The following is a 16343-nucleotide window of genomic DNA, read 5'->3' as shown; positions in this document are numbered from 1 at the left end:
GCCACCTTTACCCCTTGTCAGAAAGACGATGCCGGAGAACCCGGCGCAGCATGCCCAGAAAGTTCTTCAGGTTGCGCAGGGCCGGGTTCTGCCGGGCCGCACCCCAGAGATTGAGGCCACGATACCGCGGTATGGGCTGCCCTGCGAGGCGCAGTGCCAGCAGCCGCGCAAGCAGGGCGCGCCGCCGCTCTCTCTGTCCTGGCTGAATCGCCGCCAGGTGCGCGACATCGAAGGCTGCGGTTTCGATCCGGCCGGCGGCTGCCGCCTCTTTCAGAAGCCGCTCCCCCAATGCCGTGCGGCTGACGATCAGACTGATGCCTTCGGCCTCGTCAAAGACCGGATACCCGGCGGCATCGCTTTCCCAGGCATCGGCGCAGACGATATCGGCCGCCTTTCCGGTGCCGTCCGCGCAGATCTTGCAGCGGTGCTGGACATGTTTCGAGAGGACACTGCCCCAACTGTCATGATAGCTCATCGAGCGCTCGCTGCCGTCTTTCAGTACTGCCGTTGCGCGTCCGGGCCATCCCTGCCCCCGATAGCGAAAACGCGCCACCATTTCCGGATCAACCCCAATAGCCGCCAGAACTTCACGGCCACCGGTCTCGGAGGGCACACCGGCACAGAAGAAGGACAGCATGATCGGAAAGGCTGCCGCCACCTCTGGCCTATTATTGGCCAGGGTGCGCAGCGCGACAATATCGCAGGGCTTGCCCACAAAGGCATAACGCTGCCCCGAGGCCAAAAGCTGCCCCAGTTGGGCCAGGGGGGCCGAAGGGGCATAGCGAGATCCGGCGCCTGCCAGGATTCCGGCGCGGTCCGTGCTAATCACGGTCTGGTTGGCAATGGGGGTGTCCGCAGAGGCGGCGATCTGTACCACGGCATCCACGTCACCGCTTTCCAGCAGATGGAGCAGCAGGCCAGACAGGGCCCCGCCAGACGCCCCGGCAAATCGCAGGTCAGGCGCGGTGGACCAGCCAGTCTGCATCTCCAGGTAAGGCCCCCAGAGGGTATCATCCGTGCGCCCCTGCGTCTCGACCACCTGCCCAAGTGCAGGACAGAAACCGGCCAGACAGTCATCCTCGGCCCCGGTCAGCGGGGCGATCTGCCTAGGTCGCAGAAAACCGGGTGGGGACATTTCCATCGCAAGTTTGTCGGGAAACATCCCGGCACAGGCGCCGCACCCGGCGCATAGGTCACCCTTTGCTATATCGGCCAGGTTCTTGCTCGGTCGGGGCTCATGCATTCGTCCTGTCCTTTCAGTGAAATACCTATCATCTTCAGGTTTTAACGTGGCATGTGGAGCCCAGTTCGTCGCGTGAATTTCCAGAGCCTCTAATAACGGCTTGACCCCATGCCAGCAAACGGGAAATACCTCTCGCATCGATCGGCATTGTCGGAAAGGTCTTGAATTTCAACGTGTTTCGCACCGCTCTCCTGATCCTGTCCGGAAATGCCGCCGCCTCTCTGCTTCTGCTGGCGCGCAATCTGATCGTTGCCCGGCTTATTCCGGTCGAGGACTATGGCATTGCCGCCACCTTCGCGGTGGTGATGGGCATGGTGGAACTTACATCCGCCTTCGGACTGCAACAGCAGATCGTGCAGTCGAAAGATGGTGACGACCCCCGGTTTCAGTCCGCACTGCAAGGGTTTCAGGTGCTGCGCGGGATTGTGTCCGGCGTGATGCTGTTCCTGATCGCCGATCCGATTGCCCGATTTCTCGGTATTCCCGAGGTCGTCTGGGCCTATCAGGTTCTTGCAATAGTCCCCGTCATCAAGGCGTTCGAGCATTTCGACATCCACCGCCTCAACCGGCAAATGCGGTTCTGGCCGCTCATCCTGACCGGTGGCGTGCCCGCGCTAATGTCGCTCTTGATCATCTGGCCGCTGGCGGTCTGGCTGGGGGACTGGCGCGTGATGCTCTGGGCAATCCTGGCGCAGATCGCCGTCATGACGCTGACCTCCCATATCGTAGCCGAGCGCCCCTACCGGCTTGTCTTTGATCGTAGCATCATGAAAAACTCGCTGCGGTTCGGTTGGCCGATCCTTGTGAATTCAATTTTGATGTTCTGTGTTTTTCAGGGCGACAAGTTTATCGTCGGCCGCGTGCTCGGGATGGAAGCCCTGGCCATCTTCGCCATGGGGATGACACTGACCCTGGCGCCAACGCTCGTTGTGGCAAAGTCGGCGCAGAATTTTTTTCTACCACTGCTTTCCAAGCTTGATCGCAATACAGAGAAGGAAGAGGCACGATTTCAACATATAGCCATGGTAGCGACCGAAGGACATATGCTGTTTGGAGTGAGCTTTGTCTGTTTCATCGTGATTTTTGGCCAGCTGATAGTGAATATCCTTCTGGGTCCTAAATTCGACGACCTTCTATCAATTTTCACGCTACTTGCCGTTCTGCAATGCCTTCGAGTTTTCAAGGGAGGGCCGTCATCCGTTGCCCTTGCAGATGGGCGGACTGAAAGCCCCATGATTGCAAACACTATTCGCGTTCTACTATTGCCGATTGGGTACATCGTAGCAGTTCGTACAGGTAGAATAGATTATATTATTGCTTTGGCCATTCTCGGGGAATTAAGTGGGTTTGTCGTTTCATTGTTCCTTATTTGGTGGCGATCTAAAGTTAGTATTCGTCCGCTTGTTGGATCAATTTTCGGAAGTCTTGCTTTATGCGTGGCTGCAATCTGCGCAAATAAAATAGAGGCCTCATCAGCCGCTTTAGCAGCTATGCTTTCCTTGTTAGTGTTCACCCTGTTCATGATGAGGGACTTTTGTACTTATTCACTCCGAAAGCGGGCTCGGTGAAATCTCGGAGCGGCAGTCAGATCAGATGGATGTTAGATCACACCAATAATGTACTCACTCATAAAAGAGACTAAATTTAGAATAATGGCCTCTTCCAAATGACTAACAAACTTCTACCGGCTGCACGTGGTAGCGCGCCAGATATGGGCGTCAGGACACACCTACCAATCCCTGTCCTCCTTTATCTTATTGCAGTAGCCGTTCCCGTACATTTCTATCTGGGCTCACTGAGATTAACCGGAGTCCGAGTCCTGCTATTGCTCTTGATCATTCCGATGGTCATCAATCTTCTCAAAGGCAAATACGGCAGGATTCTCTGGGTCGATTATTTGTTCTTCCTTCACTTTTTCTGGATTTGTGTGGCCCTTGCGATCAACAATCCTGCCGAGTTCACACAGCAAGTCGGGTCTATCGGAATTGAATTCATTGGCGGCTACATGCTTGGTCGCGCTTATATTCGTGACATTAAGAGCTTTGGGGGATTATGCCGGTTATTGGTTCTGATCGCCTGCTGTACCCTTCCCTTTGCCATTCATGAGGCCTTGACCGGGAAAACGGTCATTCTTGATGCGATCCGAGGTTTGCCGGGTCTTACAAGTGTAGATCCAATGACGGACGATTGGTACAATCGCAAACGCTTCGGTCTCTACCGAACACAGGTGTTTGCGGCCCATCCTATTCTCTATGGTTTTTTCTGCGCCAGCGCCTTCCCGCTCGCATGGATCGCCTTCAAGAACCTATACGGAAATACAGTCCGATATATTTCAATCGGCCTTGTCGGAGCCTGCGTTTTCTTTTCATTGTCCAGCGGGGCTCTGGTGGCAGTGGTTCTCCAACTCGGCCTGGTTTTCTGGGCATGGGTCTTTGACCGTGTTGCCAAACGTTGGGTGATCCTTGCAGGGCTATTCCTTGCCGGTTACGTGACGGTGGACATCCTGTCCAATCGGCCGCCGCTGATCGTCCTTGTATCCTATTTGGCGTTCAACCCCGCTACGGCCTATGGTCGTGCCATAATATTCGAACAAGGCATGATGAATGTCTGGGCCAATCCAATTTTTGGCCTTGGGCTTAACGACTGGACACGTATCTGGTGGATGTCTGCGACTGTAGACAATTTCTGGCTCGTGATCGCCATGCGCTATGGCATTCCCGGCTTCGCGTTGCTCGCACTCGGATATGTGATCACGCTCGTTCAAGTCGGACGGCGCCGCTTTGATAATGATCGCCGTCTTTGGCTATACCGGCGGGCCTGGATGATTTCCTTTGTTGGGTTAAGCGTCACGCTGGCCACTGTGCATGTTTGGGGTACGATGTACTCGTTCACCTTTTTCTTATTTGGCGCCGGTGCGTGGTTTATCACCGCAGTGCCTCAAGCTGAAAACGACACAGGGGATCAGACTGAACAGAAAGCTGTCCGTTCAGTCCCATATACAAGGTTTAACAAAATCGGCCGGGGTCATCCCCCCATTTCTAACGGGGTGCAGTCGTAGAGCTCAGGCGGCGACCAAACGCATATTCAGCGGCATCCTCGGAGAGGACCGCGCGCACCCAGCTGGGCGGTGGCAATTGAAACATGCCGAGGAGTGCGGCCCAGGCCTCCGGCCAGGCGCGATGTACTGCCAGTTTCAGAATGCGAGCCAGTGATGCCAGACAAGAAACTGGCAATGCTATGGGATTAACCTGCGCGAGATAGCGCATCCGATTGCGGTAGTTGAAATAGAGCGCCAGGGGAGACGCCCGACGAGTAATCGATCCGCTTCCAATAGCAGTACCGCCCTGATGGTGAACAAGCGCCTCGTTACAAAGAAGCAGGGGAAGATCACCACGCCGCGCGGCCCACTCCACCTCTTCATAGTAGAGAAAGTAATCCTCGCGCATCAGCCCCACAGCTTCGATGAAATCCCGCGAGGCGACCACGCTCGCCCCGGAAATGAAATCGATATCCCGCGCGTCCGGCCGAATGGCAAACCTTGGGTCACCGCCTTGGTTGAGATTCCGGCAGATCCCCGTCCAACGCCCGACGCGGCCCCCATCGGATTGAATGAGACCCGGTGCATCGCAATACAGGATGCGTGATCCCATCAGGGAGAACGCGCCGGATGTGTGGGCACGGCGTCGAAACGCGGACGCCGTAGTCGTCTCAATCTCGCAGTCGGGATTAAGCAACCAGAAAAGATCGCATTGCGCGTCCCGCAACAAAAATTCGAGACCCCGGTTGACGCCCCCCGCAAAGCCCAGGTTCCTGGGCGACCGGAGGAGCGTGAAATCCGCAGTCGGCTGACCTGTCGCCGGGGCGTAGATTTCATCAAAGTCAACGCGGCGCTCTGCGCTCCAGTCTCGTACAACCTGGACCGTTGCGTCGGTCGAAGCATTATCGCAGATCACAACTCGAAGTGCTTCACCTTCCGAACGCGCCAAGCTGTCGAGGCAATTCCGTATAATATCTTCGGAATTATAAGTGACAATAATCACAGCAATCATGCGCTGGTCTCCATAGGCTCCAAGTTCATTTGGAAAAAAGAGGTCTAATATAACCAGCCAGATGATCCAAACATGGGTCGAAACTCAAGTTCACATTTCCTAAAGGTCGTAGCATCCCCCTTCTGAAAGGGCATGCCGCTTGACGGAAAATGGCCTCACCCAATTACATCAGACCAAAATAGCCCCATCCTCTGTGACGGGATCGATAAACGTGAAATCATCACTGACCTGGAACTCAGAGACTTCACCCTCGAACCATTGATTCCTGGGGGTACCCAAATACCAGCCCTGGTCATGCCCGCCTGCCCCTGCTAAATCAAAATCGGTGCCTTGCTCGTCGAGAACCAGAACATCATCCACCACAACCTGTAACCGGTCTGTCTCGGCATCGACCATCACAGTTGCCGTGTGCGTATTACCATCATTCAGACCCAGACCGTCCACCAGAAAGCCTGTGCTGAACTGATAGTCGGTATTCCCGACGTGCACACGAACCCCATCTCCTTCCAGCGTCAGGCCTATTTTCTGATCGTTCCAAACCAGCTTTTCAGCACCACCACGGGTGGAAGTGCTGGTGAAGTCGATCGAGAACGCGATTTTCTGGGATTCTTCGAATTCCGTAAGACGGCCTAGCGATGCAGAATCCTTCTTGCCGTCGAAACTTAGAGCAGCTCCGCTCAGTGTCTCGATTATATGGGCATCATCATACAACGTGATACTGCCAGAGGTTACCGCCGAAGCAAAATCCAGCTCGTAGCCCCCATGTAGCAAAGGTTCGAGTGCTCCGGAATCCTCTTCAGGCAGAGGCTCAGGGTCTGTGGGCACAGTTGTATCCGTGGTTGTATCCTCAGTCGGCGTATCCGTAGTTGTATCCTCGGTTGGTGCGTCGGTGGTTGTATCCGCGGGCGGCGTGTCGGTGGTTGTGCCCTCGGTTGGCGTGTCGGAAGGCAAGTCTGCCGCACCATCATAGATCGGAAAATCAAGAGATTCCGCACTAAGTGCAAACGCTGACAATTCTCCTTCGAAATTCTGCGACCCCCAGGGATTGCCAAAATCGAGAGACCGAGGCCCGCCCCCAAGAGATCCGGACACATTTTCCGACGCAACCACCTGACCGTCGATCAGGATTTCGGCAAAACCGGCTTCGCCATCAAAGCGCACGGTCACGTCATGAAGGGCACCATCAAGCAGCGAAATGCCTTGGCTTTTCATGTTCATGCGGGACCCGTCATCGAAAAACAGATCCAGGGAAAAATTCCCGTCTTGATCGACACTGGCGGTAAAGCTCGTATGAATGCGGGCAATTTCTCCCCAGCCAGCCGCACTGCCAGCCTTCAGGGTCATGGACATTTCAAATTCATCCGTCCCGAAGAAGCGAGACAGTTCTGATGCCGCAACACTGGCTTGAGTGCCTTCTCCGCCCAAGCGCAGGGCAAAGCCATCTGCGGTTGTCAGCAAGGGCATGGCTCCGCTGTCCAGCGCCGTTTCCTCGCCAAAGGCCAAGGCTTCGAACAGTCCTGACTGAGCGTCAAACTGAACAAGATCGTCACCTGCAATGCCCGTGGTGAAATGTGTCTCGGCGGATGTGCCATCCTGGGTCGTGACCGTGAGTGTCACATCATGATAACCAGCAGATGCAAATTCATGCTTCACGATCTGACCTGTAGCAGTGCTGCCATCCCCAAAGGTCCAGGTGAAAGTTGCATCATTTTCCGACAACAACCCCAGAGCCCCCACACTCAGCGAGGCGTCAAAGACCAGAATCTGCCCGGAAGACGCATCCGAGTGAACCTGGAACTGAGGGGCAAGTGTTTCCGACGTATAGGGAAACTGAATATGACTCGATCCGGCACCAAGCTGTTCGATCGCACTATCGGGAAGAATAATATACTGATTTGCTCCGTTCTCGGTATCGATTGTCGACGTTACAAAATGCTCCAGATACTCAGAAGGCTGGATGAACGCATTGTCTAAAATGGTCCAGTCGGTTTGTTGATCAAATCCGTTGATCCCACTTGTAATGTTGCCTTCGATGATGACCGAAACTGAATCCGATTTCACATTGATCTTGGGGATCGTGACGCTCCCGGAGAGGCCATGCATCTCACCTTCGACTTGAAGGATCGAGTTGTTCCGGATAATCAAGCCATTGGTTTCGCCAACCGTGATGCCATGTGTATGAGCATTGTAAATCGTGTTATTCTCTATGAGAATATTCTGATAATACATCTCAGGCCCGGCGCGACCCGAAACAACCTCTTCATTCCCCATGAAGATCGATTGCGTGTATGACCCTTCACCTATATCGAGAATGTTATCCCTGATAATGACATCGGTTGTTGGTGACGTCGTGCCACTTGTCCAGAACTGGATCATATCGCGATGATCGGCCGAATTTGGCGAAGCGGCAAAATCATGGATATAGTTGCCCTCGATCAGGACAGAATTCACCTCTACGAAATCGAACCCATCTGACCGGATCGCATATACTTCGTTACCAGTTACCAAAAGATTCTCGGTCTGCGCGTAAACGGCGCCGCGGGTCCAATTGAAAAACTCATTGTTTTCCACAGAGATATTCGAAGCGCCTCTTACGTTCAGACCGACACCATACCCATATCCATCATCTATTTCCGATATGCCGCTCGCAACATCACCATCAAAAACCGAATTCTTGATGGTGACATAGCTGCTCCCATATCCGACTTGGAACGGGCTGATATGACTTGGATCGTCGGCGCTGAATACATAATCAAAGACCAGACCATCAAACGTCAGGTTCGAAACCCCGCGCAAATCCAACCCGGAAAAGCTTGCGGGCTGGGTGGCATCTGCAGAGCGGATTGTCACTTCTGTATCGAAGGTGACATCAAAGCCCGTCTTGCCATCAATGAGCGTTAAATCCCCATAATCTCCGCCAGCCAATTCAATCGTGTCGCTGCCCGAGGCTGAGGCCAGGGCATTCATAAGTTCTTCTGCTGTCGAAACGGAATAAATAGCTGCCATGAGTCCCACCTTTTTTTCAGCGCCGATAAATCAGGTTTCGACGCTATTGGAGTACTTTTTCTCCACGTATAAAAAGCAGCAAGAAATGGCCTAGCTAAGACCAAAGCATGGCGGATTGTGGCTGACTCGTGGAAAAGCTACGCTCCCAAGCGGTCCAAAAATCACATCTCTGTGTAGCCCCCGCTCACTCCGAGGCTGTGCGATCCCTTCCAACCGCATGACCCGACCCGAGGTTCACGTTCAGGGCCACAAAGCTGCGGCCGACGCGGTTGAGGGTGGCGGCAAGGGTGGTGTTGGCGGTGGCGACGTTCTGTTCGGCCTCGATGAGGTCGCGGATTGTGGCGCCGTCGCCGGTGACGATCTGACGGGTCAGCGTCACGACCTCTTTATAGAGCCGCACGGTTTCTTCGGCGGCGCGCTGTGCCGAGAGGCTCGCAGAGTAATCGACCAGAGAACTTTCGACATCCCGGATCGCCTCGAGCACCGTCAGCTTCCATTGGGTATGGCCCTGGCGGACCAGCGACTGGCGCTGTTCGACCGTGGCGCGGCGGGCACTGTTGGGCAGGATCGGAAACTGCAGCGAAGGCCCGAAGAAATACTCGGTGCCACGGGATCCTGAAAGCGAGGTGCGCGTAATCGTCCCGCTCAGGGAAAGCTGTGGATAGAGGTCGGCGCGCGCGCCCGCGACATCGCGGAAGGCGGCGTAATAGCTGCGCTCGGCCACCCGGATATCAGGGCGGTTGCGCAAAAGATCGGCCGGTATGCCCACCTCGGGCGAAAGCGACACGCGCGGCTGGCGCGCGGAGCCGTCAAGATCAATCTGCAATGTGCCGGGCACCTTGCCCAGAAGCACTGCGAGTTCGTTCTTGGCCGTGTCGATCGCAGCCTTGATTTCGGGGATATCCGCGCGGGTCTCGGATACAAGCGCGCGCGCCTTGACCACATCGACCTGGGTGGCGGCATTGCCTTGTTGCAGGCGCTCGATCAGATCCAGCGTCTGGCGGCGTGATCGCAATTCCGAGTGCCGCAGTTGAAGGGCTGTCTGCTGATAGCGCAGGTCGATATAGGCATTGGCTATATTGAGCAGCAATAGCAATTGGGCCGCATCCACCTCTGCATCGGCCACCTCGATGCGCCCCCCGGCAGCGTCGATCTGCGCCCGGCGGCCGCCATAGATGTCCAGGATCCAGTCGAACCCGAGCCCGGCCTCGGCGCGGGTCTGATTTCTGCCGCTGTCCGTGCGCTCACGTCGCACGCCGGCCCGGGGTGACAGGAACGCCGATTGCGGCACGCTGCGCTGGATCGCCTGCGCCTCGATCACCCGTTCCTTGGCCAGTTCCAGATTGAGATTGTCGGCAAGCCCGATCTCGACCAGAGCGTTCAGGGTGGGATCGTTGAATGTCTTCCACCAGTCGGTGTTGCTCAGCAGAACCGGCGCGCTGTCCGCGCTGGCCTTGTAGGACGACAGAAAGGAAAAGACCGGGGGCTTGTACGGATCATCCGAACAGCCCGCCAGAGCCGACAGCCCAGCCAGAACAACGAATGCGCGTGGCGCGTGGCACCAGCTCTTTCCGATCATAAAAACATCCTGCCTCATCGCCCCATGCGCCCGGTTTTTGATATCCGGTTGTCGTCATGCGGCTGCTCTGCCACAGCATCGCCTGAAAATCGTTTTAAAACAAGACATCCTTCATAATGATGGCCCGCTGTGCCATCACTGCATCACACGCCCCCGCCCTAATCGTCGCGGAAAGCGCGACGCAACTGATCGGTCAGCGGCCTGACAAGATAGCTCAGGACCGTCCGCTCGCCGGTTTGCAAAAAGGCCTCGATCGGCATCCCCGGCAATATCTCATGCCCTTCAAGAAGCGCCAGCTGTTCGGGCGGGATTGCCAGAGTCACCCGGTAGAAACTCTGCCCCGTCGACGGATCGGTGACACTGCTGGGGGATATCCCCGAGACCCTGCCGAAGATTTCGGGCGCGGTGCGCGTGCTGAAGGCGGAAAAGACCACCTTTGCGCGCTGTCCCTGGATCACCTGGTCAATCGCATCGGGGGCGACCCTGACTTCGAAATCCACCCCTTCCGAGACCGGGATGACCTGCAGGATCGTTTCGCCCGGCGGCACCACGCCGCCTGCGTTGAAAACCTGCATTTCATGCACGATGCCATCCACCGGCGACAGGATGTCGATCCGTTCCAGCTGTTTGCGGGCCGTCACGATCTGCAACAGCAGCTCTTCGCCCTGCGTGACCGCCTCTCCCAGATCGGTGACGACCTGTTCCTTGAACTGGCGGTCGGACTGGAGAATTTCGAGCTCGGTGTCGCGAACTGAATTGCGGATTCGCGCCATTTCGGACTGATGCTCGGAAATCTCGCCCAGAAGCCCGGATCGGGACCGCTGCAATTCGAGCACCTGACCCTCACGGGCCAGCCCTTCCGCGTGCAGCGCGCTGACATCGACCAGTTCCTGTTCCACAAAGGCCAGCTGATCGCGCTTGGCCTGGATAAGGCCCTCCACGCCCGAAATCTGGTTGTAGAACTGCTCGATCTTTTCGCGCAGTTGCTCCTTGCGCCCTTTCATCACCTCGAGACGGGCCTCGAATATCTCCCGTTGTCCGACATTGATAATTCCCAGCGGCAGATCCTCCAGGAACCTGGTGTCATAGTCAAAAACCAGGGCCTTGCTGTTAAGCTGCTCTGCCCGCAGGCGGCTGATCTTGGCACGGGTCTCTGCCAGGCGGTTGCGATACATTTCCAGATTGATCCGCAACAGCGTCGGATCCAGACGCAAGAGCATGTCGCCCGCATTGACCCGATCCCCATCCGACACCCGGATTTCGTCGATGATGCCGCCATCGAGACTCTGGACGATCTTGGGTTTTCCCCGCACCACCGCAGCGCCCGAGGCGATAACCGCCCCGCTGATCGGCGTAAGATAGGCCCAGGCAAAGACCGCCACCATCAGGACCAGCCCCGCCAGCATGCCGATACGGCCCGCCCGGGAGATGTCGGTTTTCAGGACGGGGGTGGAAAAGGCTTCTGCTGACATTCCGGGCCCCTTCACTGCGCCACGACCGAGACCGGACGGGCTGCGCCGCGCAGCACCTCATCCTTGTCGCCGAACTTTGCCGCGCGCCCCTGATGCAGCAACAGGACCTTGTTGACCGCAGCAATGGCACTTGGCCGATGCGCCATGACCACCACGACGCTGCCGCGCTGACGCATGGTGTGGATCGCCTGGGACAGGGCATCATCGCCATCGGCGTCAAGATTGGAATTGGGTTCGTCCAGCACGATCAGGCGGGGGGCCCCGAAGATGGCACGCGCCAGCCCCAAACGCTGAATCTGCCCGCCTGACAAGGGGCGGGTCATCTGGTCCATATGGGTGGCATAGCCGTCGGGCAGCCTCAGGATCATCTCATGCACACCGGCGATACGCGCGGCATCGATCACATCGGCATCCTTCGCCTCGGGATCGAAGCGCGCTATGTTCTGACCAACGCTGCCCGGCAGCATCTGAAGGGTTTGCGGCAGATAGCCGATATGACGCCCAAGCGACTCTGGCGTCCATTGATCAAGCGTGGCGCCGTCAAGCCGGACCTCGCCGGCCTCGGGCACCCAGGCCCCGACCAGAAGCCGCGCCAGCGTCGATTTGCCCGCAGCACTGTTGCCGACCACGCCCAGACCGTCCCCCGCCGAAAGAGCGAAACTGACCCGGTCAAGGATGCGGGGGCGATCGGCGCCCATCTCGGGATCCACCGGGGCCAGCTTGGTCAGGGACGTGACACGAAGCTCACCCACGGGAGCGGGCAGGTCAATCCGTGGCTTGCCGGCCGGCAGTTGGCCAAAAATGTCACGCAGGCGTTTATGCGCTTCCCGCGCACGGCCGATCGCACGCCACTGGCCAATCACCTGATCGACCGGCGCCAGCGCCCGCCCCGCGATGATCGAGGTGGCGATGATCATGCCCGGCGTGATCTCCTGCTGCAGGGTAAGAAAGGCCCCCATGGTCAAAAGCGCCGATTGCAGCAAAAGCCGGAAGGATTTCGAGAAAGAGGCAAACCCCTCGGAGCGATCGCTGCCCACCTGCCCCGCCGCCAGGGACGCATCATGCTGCGCCCGCCAGCGCGTGACCAGCCGTTCGCGCATGCCAAGCGCGCTGATGGTCTCGGCATCGCTGCGCGCCAGCCCTGCGAGGTTGCGCTCGGCGCCTTCCATCGACATTGCCTGGCTGATGGATTTTTGCGCCAGGAATTGATTGAGCAGAGCCGCAACCGTCACCACCCCTGCCCCGGCCAGCGTCAAGAATCCCAACCAGGGATGGACAAAAAACACCAGCCCAAGAAAGAGCGGCATCCAGGGCAGATCGAAAAGCCCGGTGATGGCCGGGCTGCTCATGAAACCGCGCACCAGTTCAAGATCGCGCACCGGCTGTGCCCTCGGATCGATACGGGATTTCGCCCCGATCGCGCCTGCACGCAAGACAAAGCGGAAGGCCTCTTCGCCGACTTGCGCATCAAGCCGCAGGGCCGCCCGCGACAAGAGCCGCGCGCGCAGGAAATCATAGAGGCCGAGAAACCCGTAGAGCAGGATCACGATGCCAAAGAGCCCCAGAAGCGTCGAGACCGACCCGGACGAGAGCACCCGGTCATAGACCTGCAGCATATAGACCGGCCCGGTCAGCATCAGCAGGTTGATAATCGCGCTGAACAGCCCCACCATCACAAAGGTGCCACGCAGCCCCCGCAGGGCCCCGAGATAGGAATTCCTGGCCTCAGCCTCAGCCTTCGTCTTTCGCATACTGCCCCGCAATTGCCTGTTTTGCCTGCCGGCTTCGTATCTCTGCAGGTTACAATCCTGCATTTGTGTCATGATTGTTTACAGGTTTCCCATGGGAGCGTGGCGAATTTATGGCGTCACGTCGATCTTGGGCTGATTTTCGCGTAAACGTCGATGGAAGGGCTCAAAATGCAAAACAGCCCCTATCGGGGCTGTTTCAGAAATTGTTTAGCTTTTTCGCAGCTTTAGCTGGCCTTGCGACGGCGCCGTGCTGCAACCCCAAGCCCGCCGAGGGCCGTGATCAGCAAGATACCGGCAGCAGGGACAGGGATCGGCGCCACTTCGCCATAATCAGAGATATGGCTCAGCCCCGAACCATCTGCGAGTTGCTCGAACCAATACTCCTGGGCAACGCCAGCCGTGTTCACGAGCACGCCCACATTCGGCGTGGTCCCGATCTTGAACAGCTGGTAGAACGCATTGGAGACATAGTTTGTATCTGGACTCTCATCTTTGGAGAAGGTCAGTCCAGTCACACCTGCAATTGATGCCAAGAGGTTTTCTTCCCAGGTCGCCCCAGTCCCATCCGCGTAAGCGTTGTCGAGGAAATCGATCAGACCACCAACATCACCGCCGAGCGTTTCAGCATCGAACAGCCACCCTTCACAGGCAACGCTACACTCGACCTCGAAACGGGTATCGCCGCCCCCATCCGCGCCGTTTTGGAACGACACAGTTGCAGCCCGGGCATCATCCGCGAAACCACTGCCCACGGCCATCAAGGCCGCAGCACCGGTGACCATCATAATTCTTTTCAGTCCAAACATTCTTGGTACCTCGCTATAATTACGTGAAAGGCTAAACCGTTCAGAGAATGCGGGTCGACATCATGTACGCCGCCGCATCCGGACAACCCTCCCAGAATTGCCATATTCTCGCCTTATTTCCCCTTTTTGTCAAAGTGATTCAAAGCGGGCGCAACTCTAGCAAGAGTTTCAGGGGGGTGGGTTAACCTTAATGCACGCAAACGCTGAGTTTGTTGCGCCGAGCGAAACAATAGCTGCCATTTTTGGCATAGCTAGCGGTTGGTGTCAGCTTGCGGATGATTCGATTTTACAGGCGATAATGCCTGTTAGCTGCCCTGCGGGCGAGGCGTGGCATCTGCGGCCCAGTCTTGCTGCCCTGCGCGCAGGGCCAGGATTGCGCCCCCCGCCAGCATGCTCAGAGCGCCCACGGCGCAATAGATCAGAAAAGCCATCCAGATTGAATGTCCCAGAATCAGAACCGTCAAGGCAGACAGGGTGCCAATGACACCGCCGACAAGGATAAGTCCAACGATCATGTGACGCTCCTCCCTGAGTATTCAACCTTAAGTTGACGGTATGACTTCAACTCGCCCCTGTAAACATATTACTGATTTAAGACCAAAGCTAAGCACGATTGGGGCAAAATTATGTCATGAAACCGTTACACGATTGCGCATGCGCGATGATTTTCCCCGCATGCGAGTCCGCAGCGCAACACATTCGCCTCTTTTGAGGCCCCGCAGGCATTGAAAGACCCTAACCCGCGCAACACCCGGCGCAGGGTATGGGGCAACACATACCCCCCAACCGCAGCGCCCCCGTTCCAAGATGTCAGTGATGCATCGCCCATGTCGCGCGCATTGCACGCCACTCATTCGACGACAGCGATCCGCGCGTCACATGCAGGCGGACCAATGGCGCTTCTATGCCCACCGCACAGAGCAGGACCTCCAGCAGGGCGAGCCATAGCGCATAATCCTGCCGCAGCGGCAAAGATGGCATGAAAAAAGACCCTAACAAGGCACGATCATAGATAGCAGAGGAGCAGCAGATACAATTCTCCAGCAGCAATTGCGCCCGCGTGACACGCTTTGGCACCCGCACATGGCGTTCGCTGCGGCCGGACACCCGCAAAAATCCGGACATAGCACAGCCCGGCCCCCTGCCGCAGCGCATGGCGGATCACACGCAGACGCGGATCGTGTCGGGCAAGGTTTTCGACCAGTGCCGCAGTGCCATCGGAGGAATGGTCATCGACGATGCTCATCTCCCAATCCCCGAGCGTTTGCGCCTGCACGCTTTGCACCGCCCGCTCAAGCACGGCGGCCGCGTTATATGCCGCCGTCAAAACAGAGACTGATATGGGAAAACTCACCGATTTTTCCATGATCTTGATCGCTCCTGCCCCCAAGCTGTTTCAGCGCGGGCATTTAGGTTGCACCGCCATGCCGTGCAAGTATGCTTATTGCTCAACCTAAGGAAAAGTCGCAATCCCGCCTTGCCCTTACATCTTGCCGCCCGCCGGTGCCCTTTGCCGGATCATCGCTTCCTGGGTCCTGCCGCATATGACCACAGCCCCCCCGCCCCCGCTTGACGTTACCGTTGCCATCGCAACAATCGGCGCGCGCGTGAACCGCATCAGGCTGCCGCCCCCTGCGCAAGGGCTGCGCTATGAGGTGCTGATCCAAATGCCCCCCCTCTCCGATGCCACAGAGTACGCGGCCCGATCTGTGCTATATCCCCCTTGCCACGGCGGGGCTGTCCGACAGCCGTAACAGCGCGCTGGCGCGATGCGGCACCCCCCTGCTGGTGTTTGCAGATGATGACATGGATCTGGACACCGGCGGCTTGCTGGCGCTGGCCGCCGAAATCGCACGCGCGCCGGATTTGGGGTTTGCCGCAGGTTGGCGGACCGGACGCAAGCCCGCGTCAGGCCGCCGGGCGGGCCGCTATGCCCTGCGCAAGCTTACCGCCGGGCGTGTCTGTGCGCCCGAGTTGATGGTGCGGGCAGATGCAGTACGCCGCGCGGGGGTGACGTTTGACACAGGTTTTGGCATCGGTGCGAAACATCCGGTGGGTGAGGATTACATCTTTGTCTGTGACATGCTGGACGCGGGGCTGCGCGGCGATGCCTTTCCCATCGCCCCCGGCACGCATCAGGGCCAATCGACAGGCGGCAACTGGCAGGACAAGCATCTGTTGGCCGCGCGCCGTGCGGTGATTGCCCGCTGTTTTGGCGCGGCGGCCCCGCTTGTGCGGCTGGCCTATGCGCTGCGCCACCGCAAGAGTCTGGGCGGATGGGCGGCGGCCTGGCGGTTCTCGGCAGGCGCGTAAAATTCCGCATCAAATGCTAATAAACTTATTAACTTCAATCAATTACAGAAAACTGTTTCGCGTGCGAAACAAACAACCCCCACGCCTCTCCCGGCGCAAAGGCGCTGGACAGCACAGTCCCTGC

General features: G+C 57.5%; 13 protein-coding genes. 3 read left to right on the top strand and 10 right to left on the bottom strand.

Annotated features, from left to right (window positions below):
• Positions 1 to 7: 7 nt before the first annotated feature.
• Positions 8 to 1243 carry a Coenzyme F420 hydrogenase/dehydrogenase, beta subunit C-terminal domain gene (locus QZ522_RS00790; RefSeq protein ID WP_294606474.1) on the bottom strand — a complete coding sequence of 412 codons (1236 nt, stop codon included), beginning with the start codon at positions 1241 to 1243 and terminating at the stop codon, positions 8 to 10.
• Between the two features lie 161 nt (positions 1244 to 1404).
• Between QZ522_RS00790 and QZ522_RS00785 the strand changes: the two genes are divergently transcribed.
• Together QZ522_RS00785 and QZ522_RS00780 are read left to right on the top strand one after the other, a co-directional pair.
• Complete coding sequence (locus tag QZ522_RS00785) at positions 1405 to 2811, top strand: oligosaccharide flippase family protein (protein WP_294606472.1); 1407 nt, start codon at positions 1405 to 1407, stop codon at positions 2809 to 2811.
• A gap of 275 nt (positions 2812 to 3086) precedes the next feature.
• A complete protein-coding gene (locus tag QZ522_RS00780) occupies positions 3087 to 4301 on the top strand; it encodes an O-antigen ligase family protein (RefSeq protein WP_294606470.1) in 1215 nt (404 codons plus the stop codon).
• Here the strand turns inward: QZ522_RS00780 and QZ522_RS00775 are convergent.
• The 9 genes from QZ522_RS00775 to QZ522_RS00735 all read right to left on the bottom strand — a co-directional run bounded on the left by QZ522_RS00775 (position 4282) and on the right by QZ522_RS00735 (position 15272).
• The gene (locus QZ522_RS00775) at positions 4282 to 5292 is read right to left on the bottom strand and encodes a glycosyltransferase family 2 protein (RefSeq protein WP_294606468.1); all 1011 of its coding nucleotides are present in this window, start codon (positions 5290 to 5292) and stop codon (positions 4282 to 4284) included. The two genes, QZ522_RS00780 and QZ522_RS00775, sit on opposite strands and share 20 nt — an antisense overlap.
• 168 nt (positions 5293 to 5460) lie before the next feature.
• Positions 5461 to 8298 (bottom strand): right-handed parallel beta-helix repeat-containing protein, encoded by a 2838-nt coding sequence (locus tag QZ522_RS00770; RefSeq protein WP_294606466.1) that lies wholly within the window; start codon positions 8296 to 8298, stop codon positions 5461 to 5463.
• Between the two features lie 184 nt (positions 8299 to 8482).
• Positions 8483 to 9877, bottom strand: coding sequence for an efflux transporter outer membrane subunit (locus QZ522_RS00765; RefSeq protein ID WP_294606464.1), 1395 nt, complete (start codon positions 9875 to 9877; stop codon positions 8483 to 8485).
• Between the two features lie 158 nt (positions 9878 to 10035).
• Positions 10036 to 11349, bottom strand: a complete 1314-nt coding sequence (locus tag QZ522_RS00760) for an HlyD family type I secretion periplasmic adaptor subunit (protein WP_294606463.1) — start codon at positions 11347 to 11349, stop codon at positions 10036 to 10038.
• Positions 11350 to 11360: 11 nt separating this feature from the next.
• Positions 11361 to 13100, bottom strand: coding sequence for a type I secretion system permease/ATPase (locus QZ522_RS00755; RefSeq protein ID WP_294606462.1), 1740 nt, complete (start codon positions 13098 to 13100; stop codon positions 11361 to 11363).
• Between the two features lie 224 nt (positions 13101 to 13324).
• Entirely contained in the window at positions 13325 to 13906 is a 582-nt protein-coding gene (locus QZ522_RS00750; RefSeq protein WP_294606460.1) for a VPLPA-CTERM sorting domain-containing protein, read from the bottom strand.
• A 305-nt stretch (positions 13907 to 14211) separates the two neighbouring features.
• Positions 14212 to 14421, bottom strand: a complete 210-nt coding sequence (locus QZ522_RS00745) for a hypothetical protein (protein ID WP_294606458.1) — start codon at positions 14419 to 14421, stop codon at positions 14212 to 14214.
• A 295-nt stretch (positions 14422 to 14716) separates the two neighbouring features.
• Positions 14717 to 14887, bottom strand: coding sequence for a hypothetical protein (locus QZ522_RS00740; protein ID WP_294606456.1), 171 nt, complete (start codon positions 14885 to 14887; stop codon positions 14717 to 14719).
• Between the two features lie 25 nt (positions 14888 to 14912).
• On the bottom strand, positions 14913 to 15272 hold the full coding sequence (locus tag QZ522_RS00735; protein ID WP_294606454.1) for a glycosyltransferase family 2 protein: 360 nt from the start codon (positions 15270 to 15272) through the stop codon (positions 14913 to 14915).
• A 317-nt stretch (positions 15273 to 15589) separates the two neighbouring features.
• Between QZ522_RS00735 and QZ522_RS00730 the strand changes: the two genes are divergently transcribed.
• Positions 15590 to 16219, top strand: coding sequence for a glycosyltransferase family A protein (locus QZ522_RS00730; RefSeq protein WP_294606452.1), 630 nt, complete (start codon positions 15590 to 15592; stop codon positions 16217 to 16219).
• Positions 16220 to 16343 lie beyond the last annotated feature (124 nt).

This window comes from uncultured Roseovarius sp., from assembly GCF_913054395.1.
Taxonomy (GTDB): domain Bacteria; phylum Pseudomonadota; class Alphaproteobacteria; order Rhodobacterales; family Rhodobacteraceae; genus Roseovarius.
This window is presented reverse-complemented; position numbering and strand designations above follow the sequence as displayed.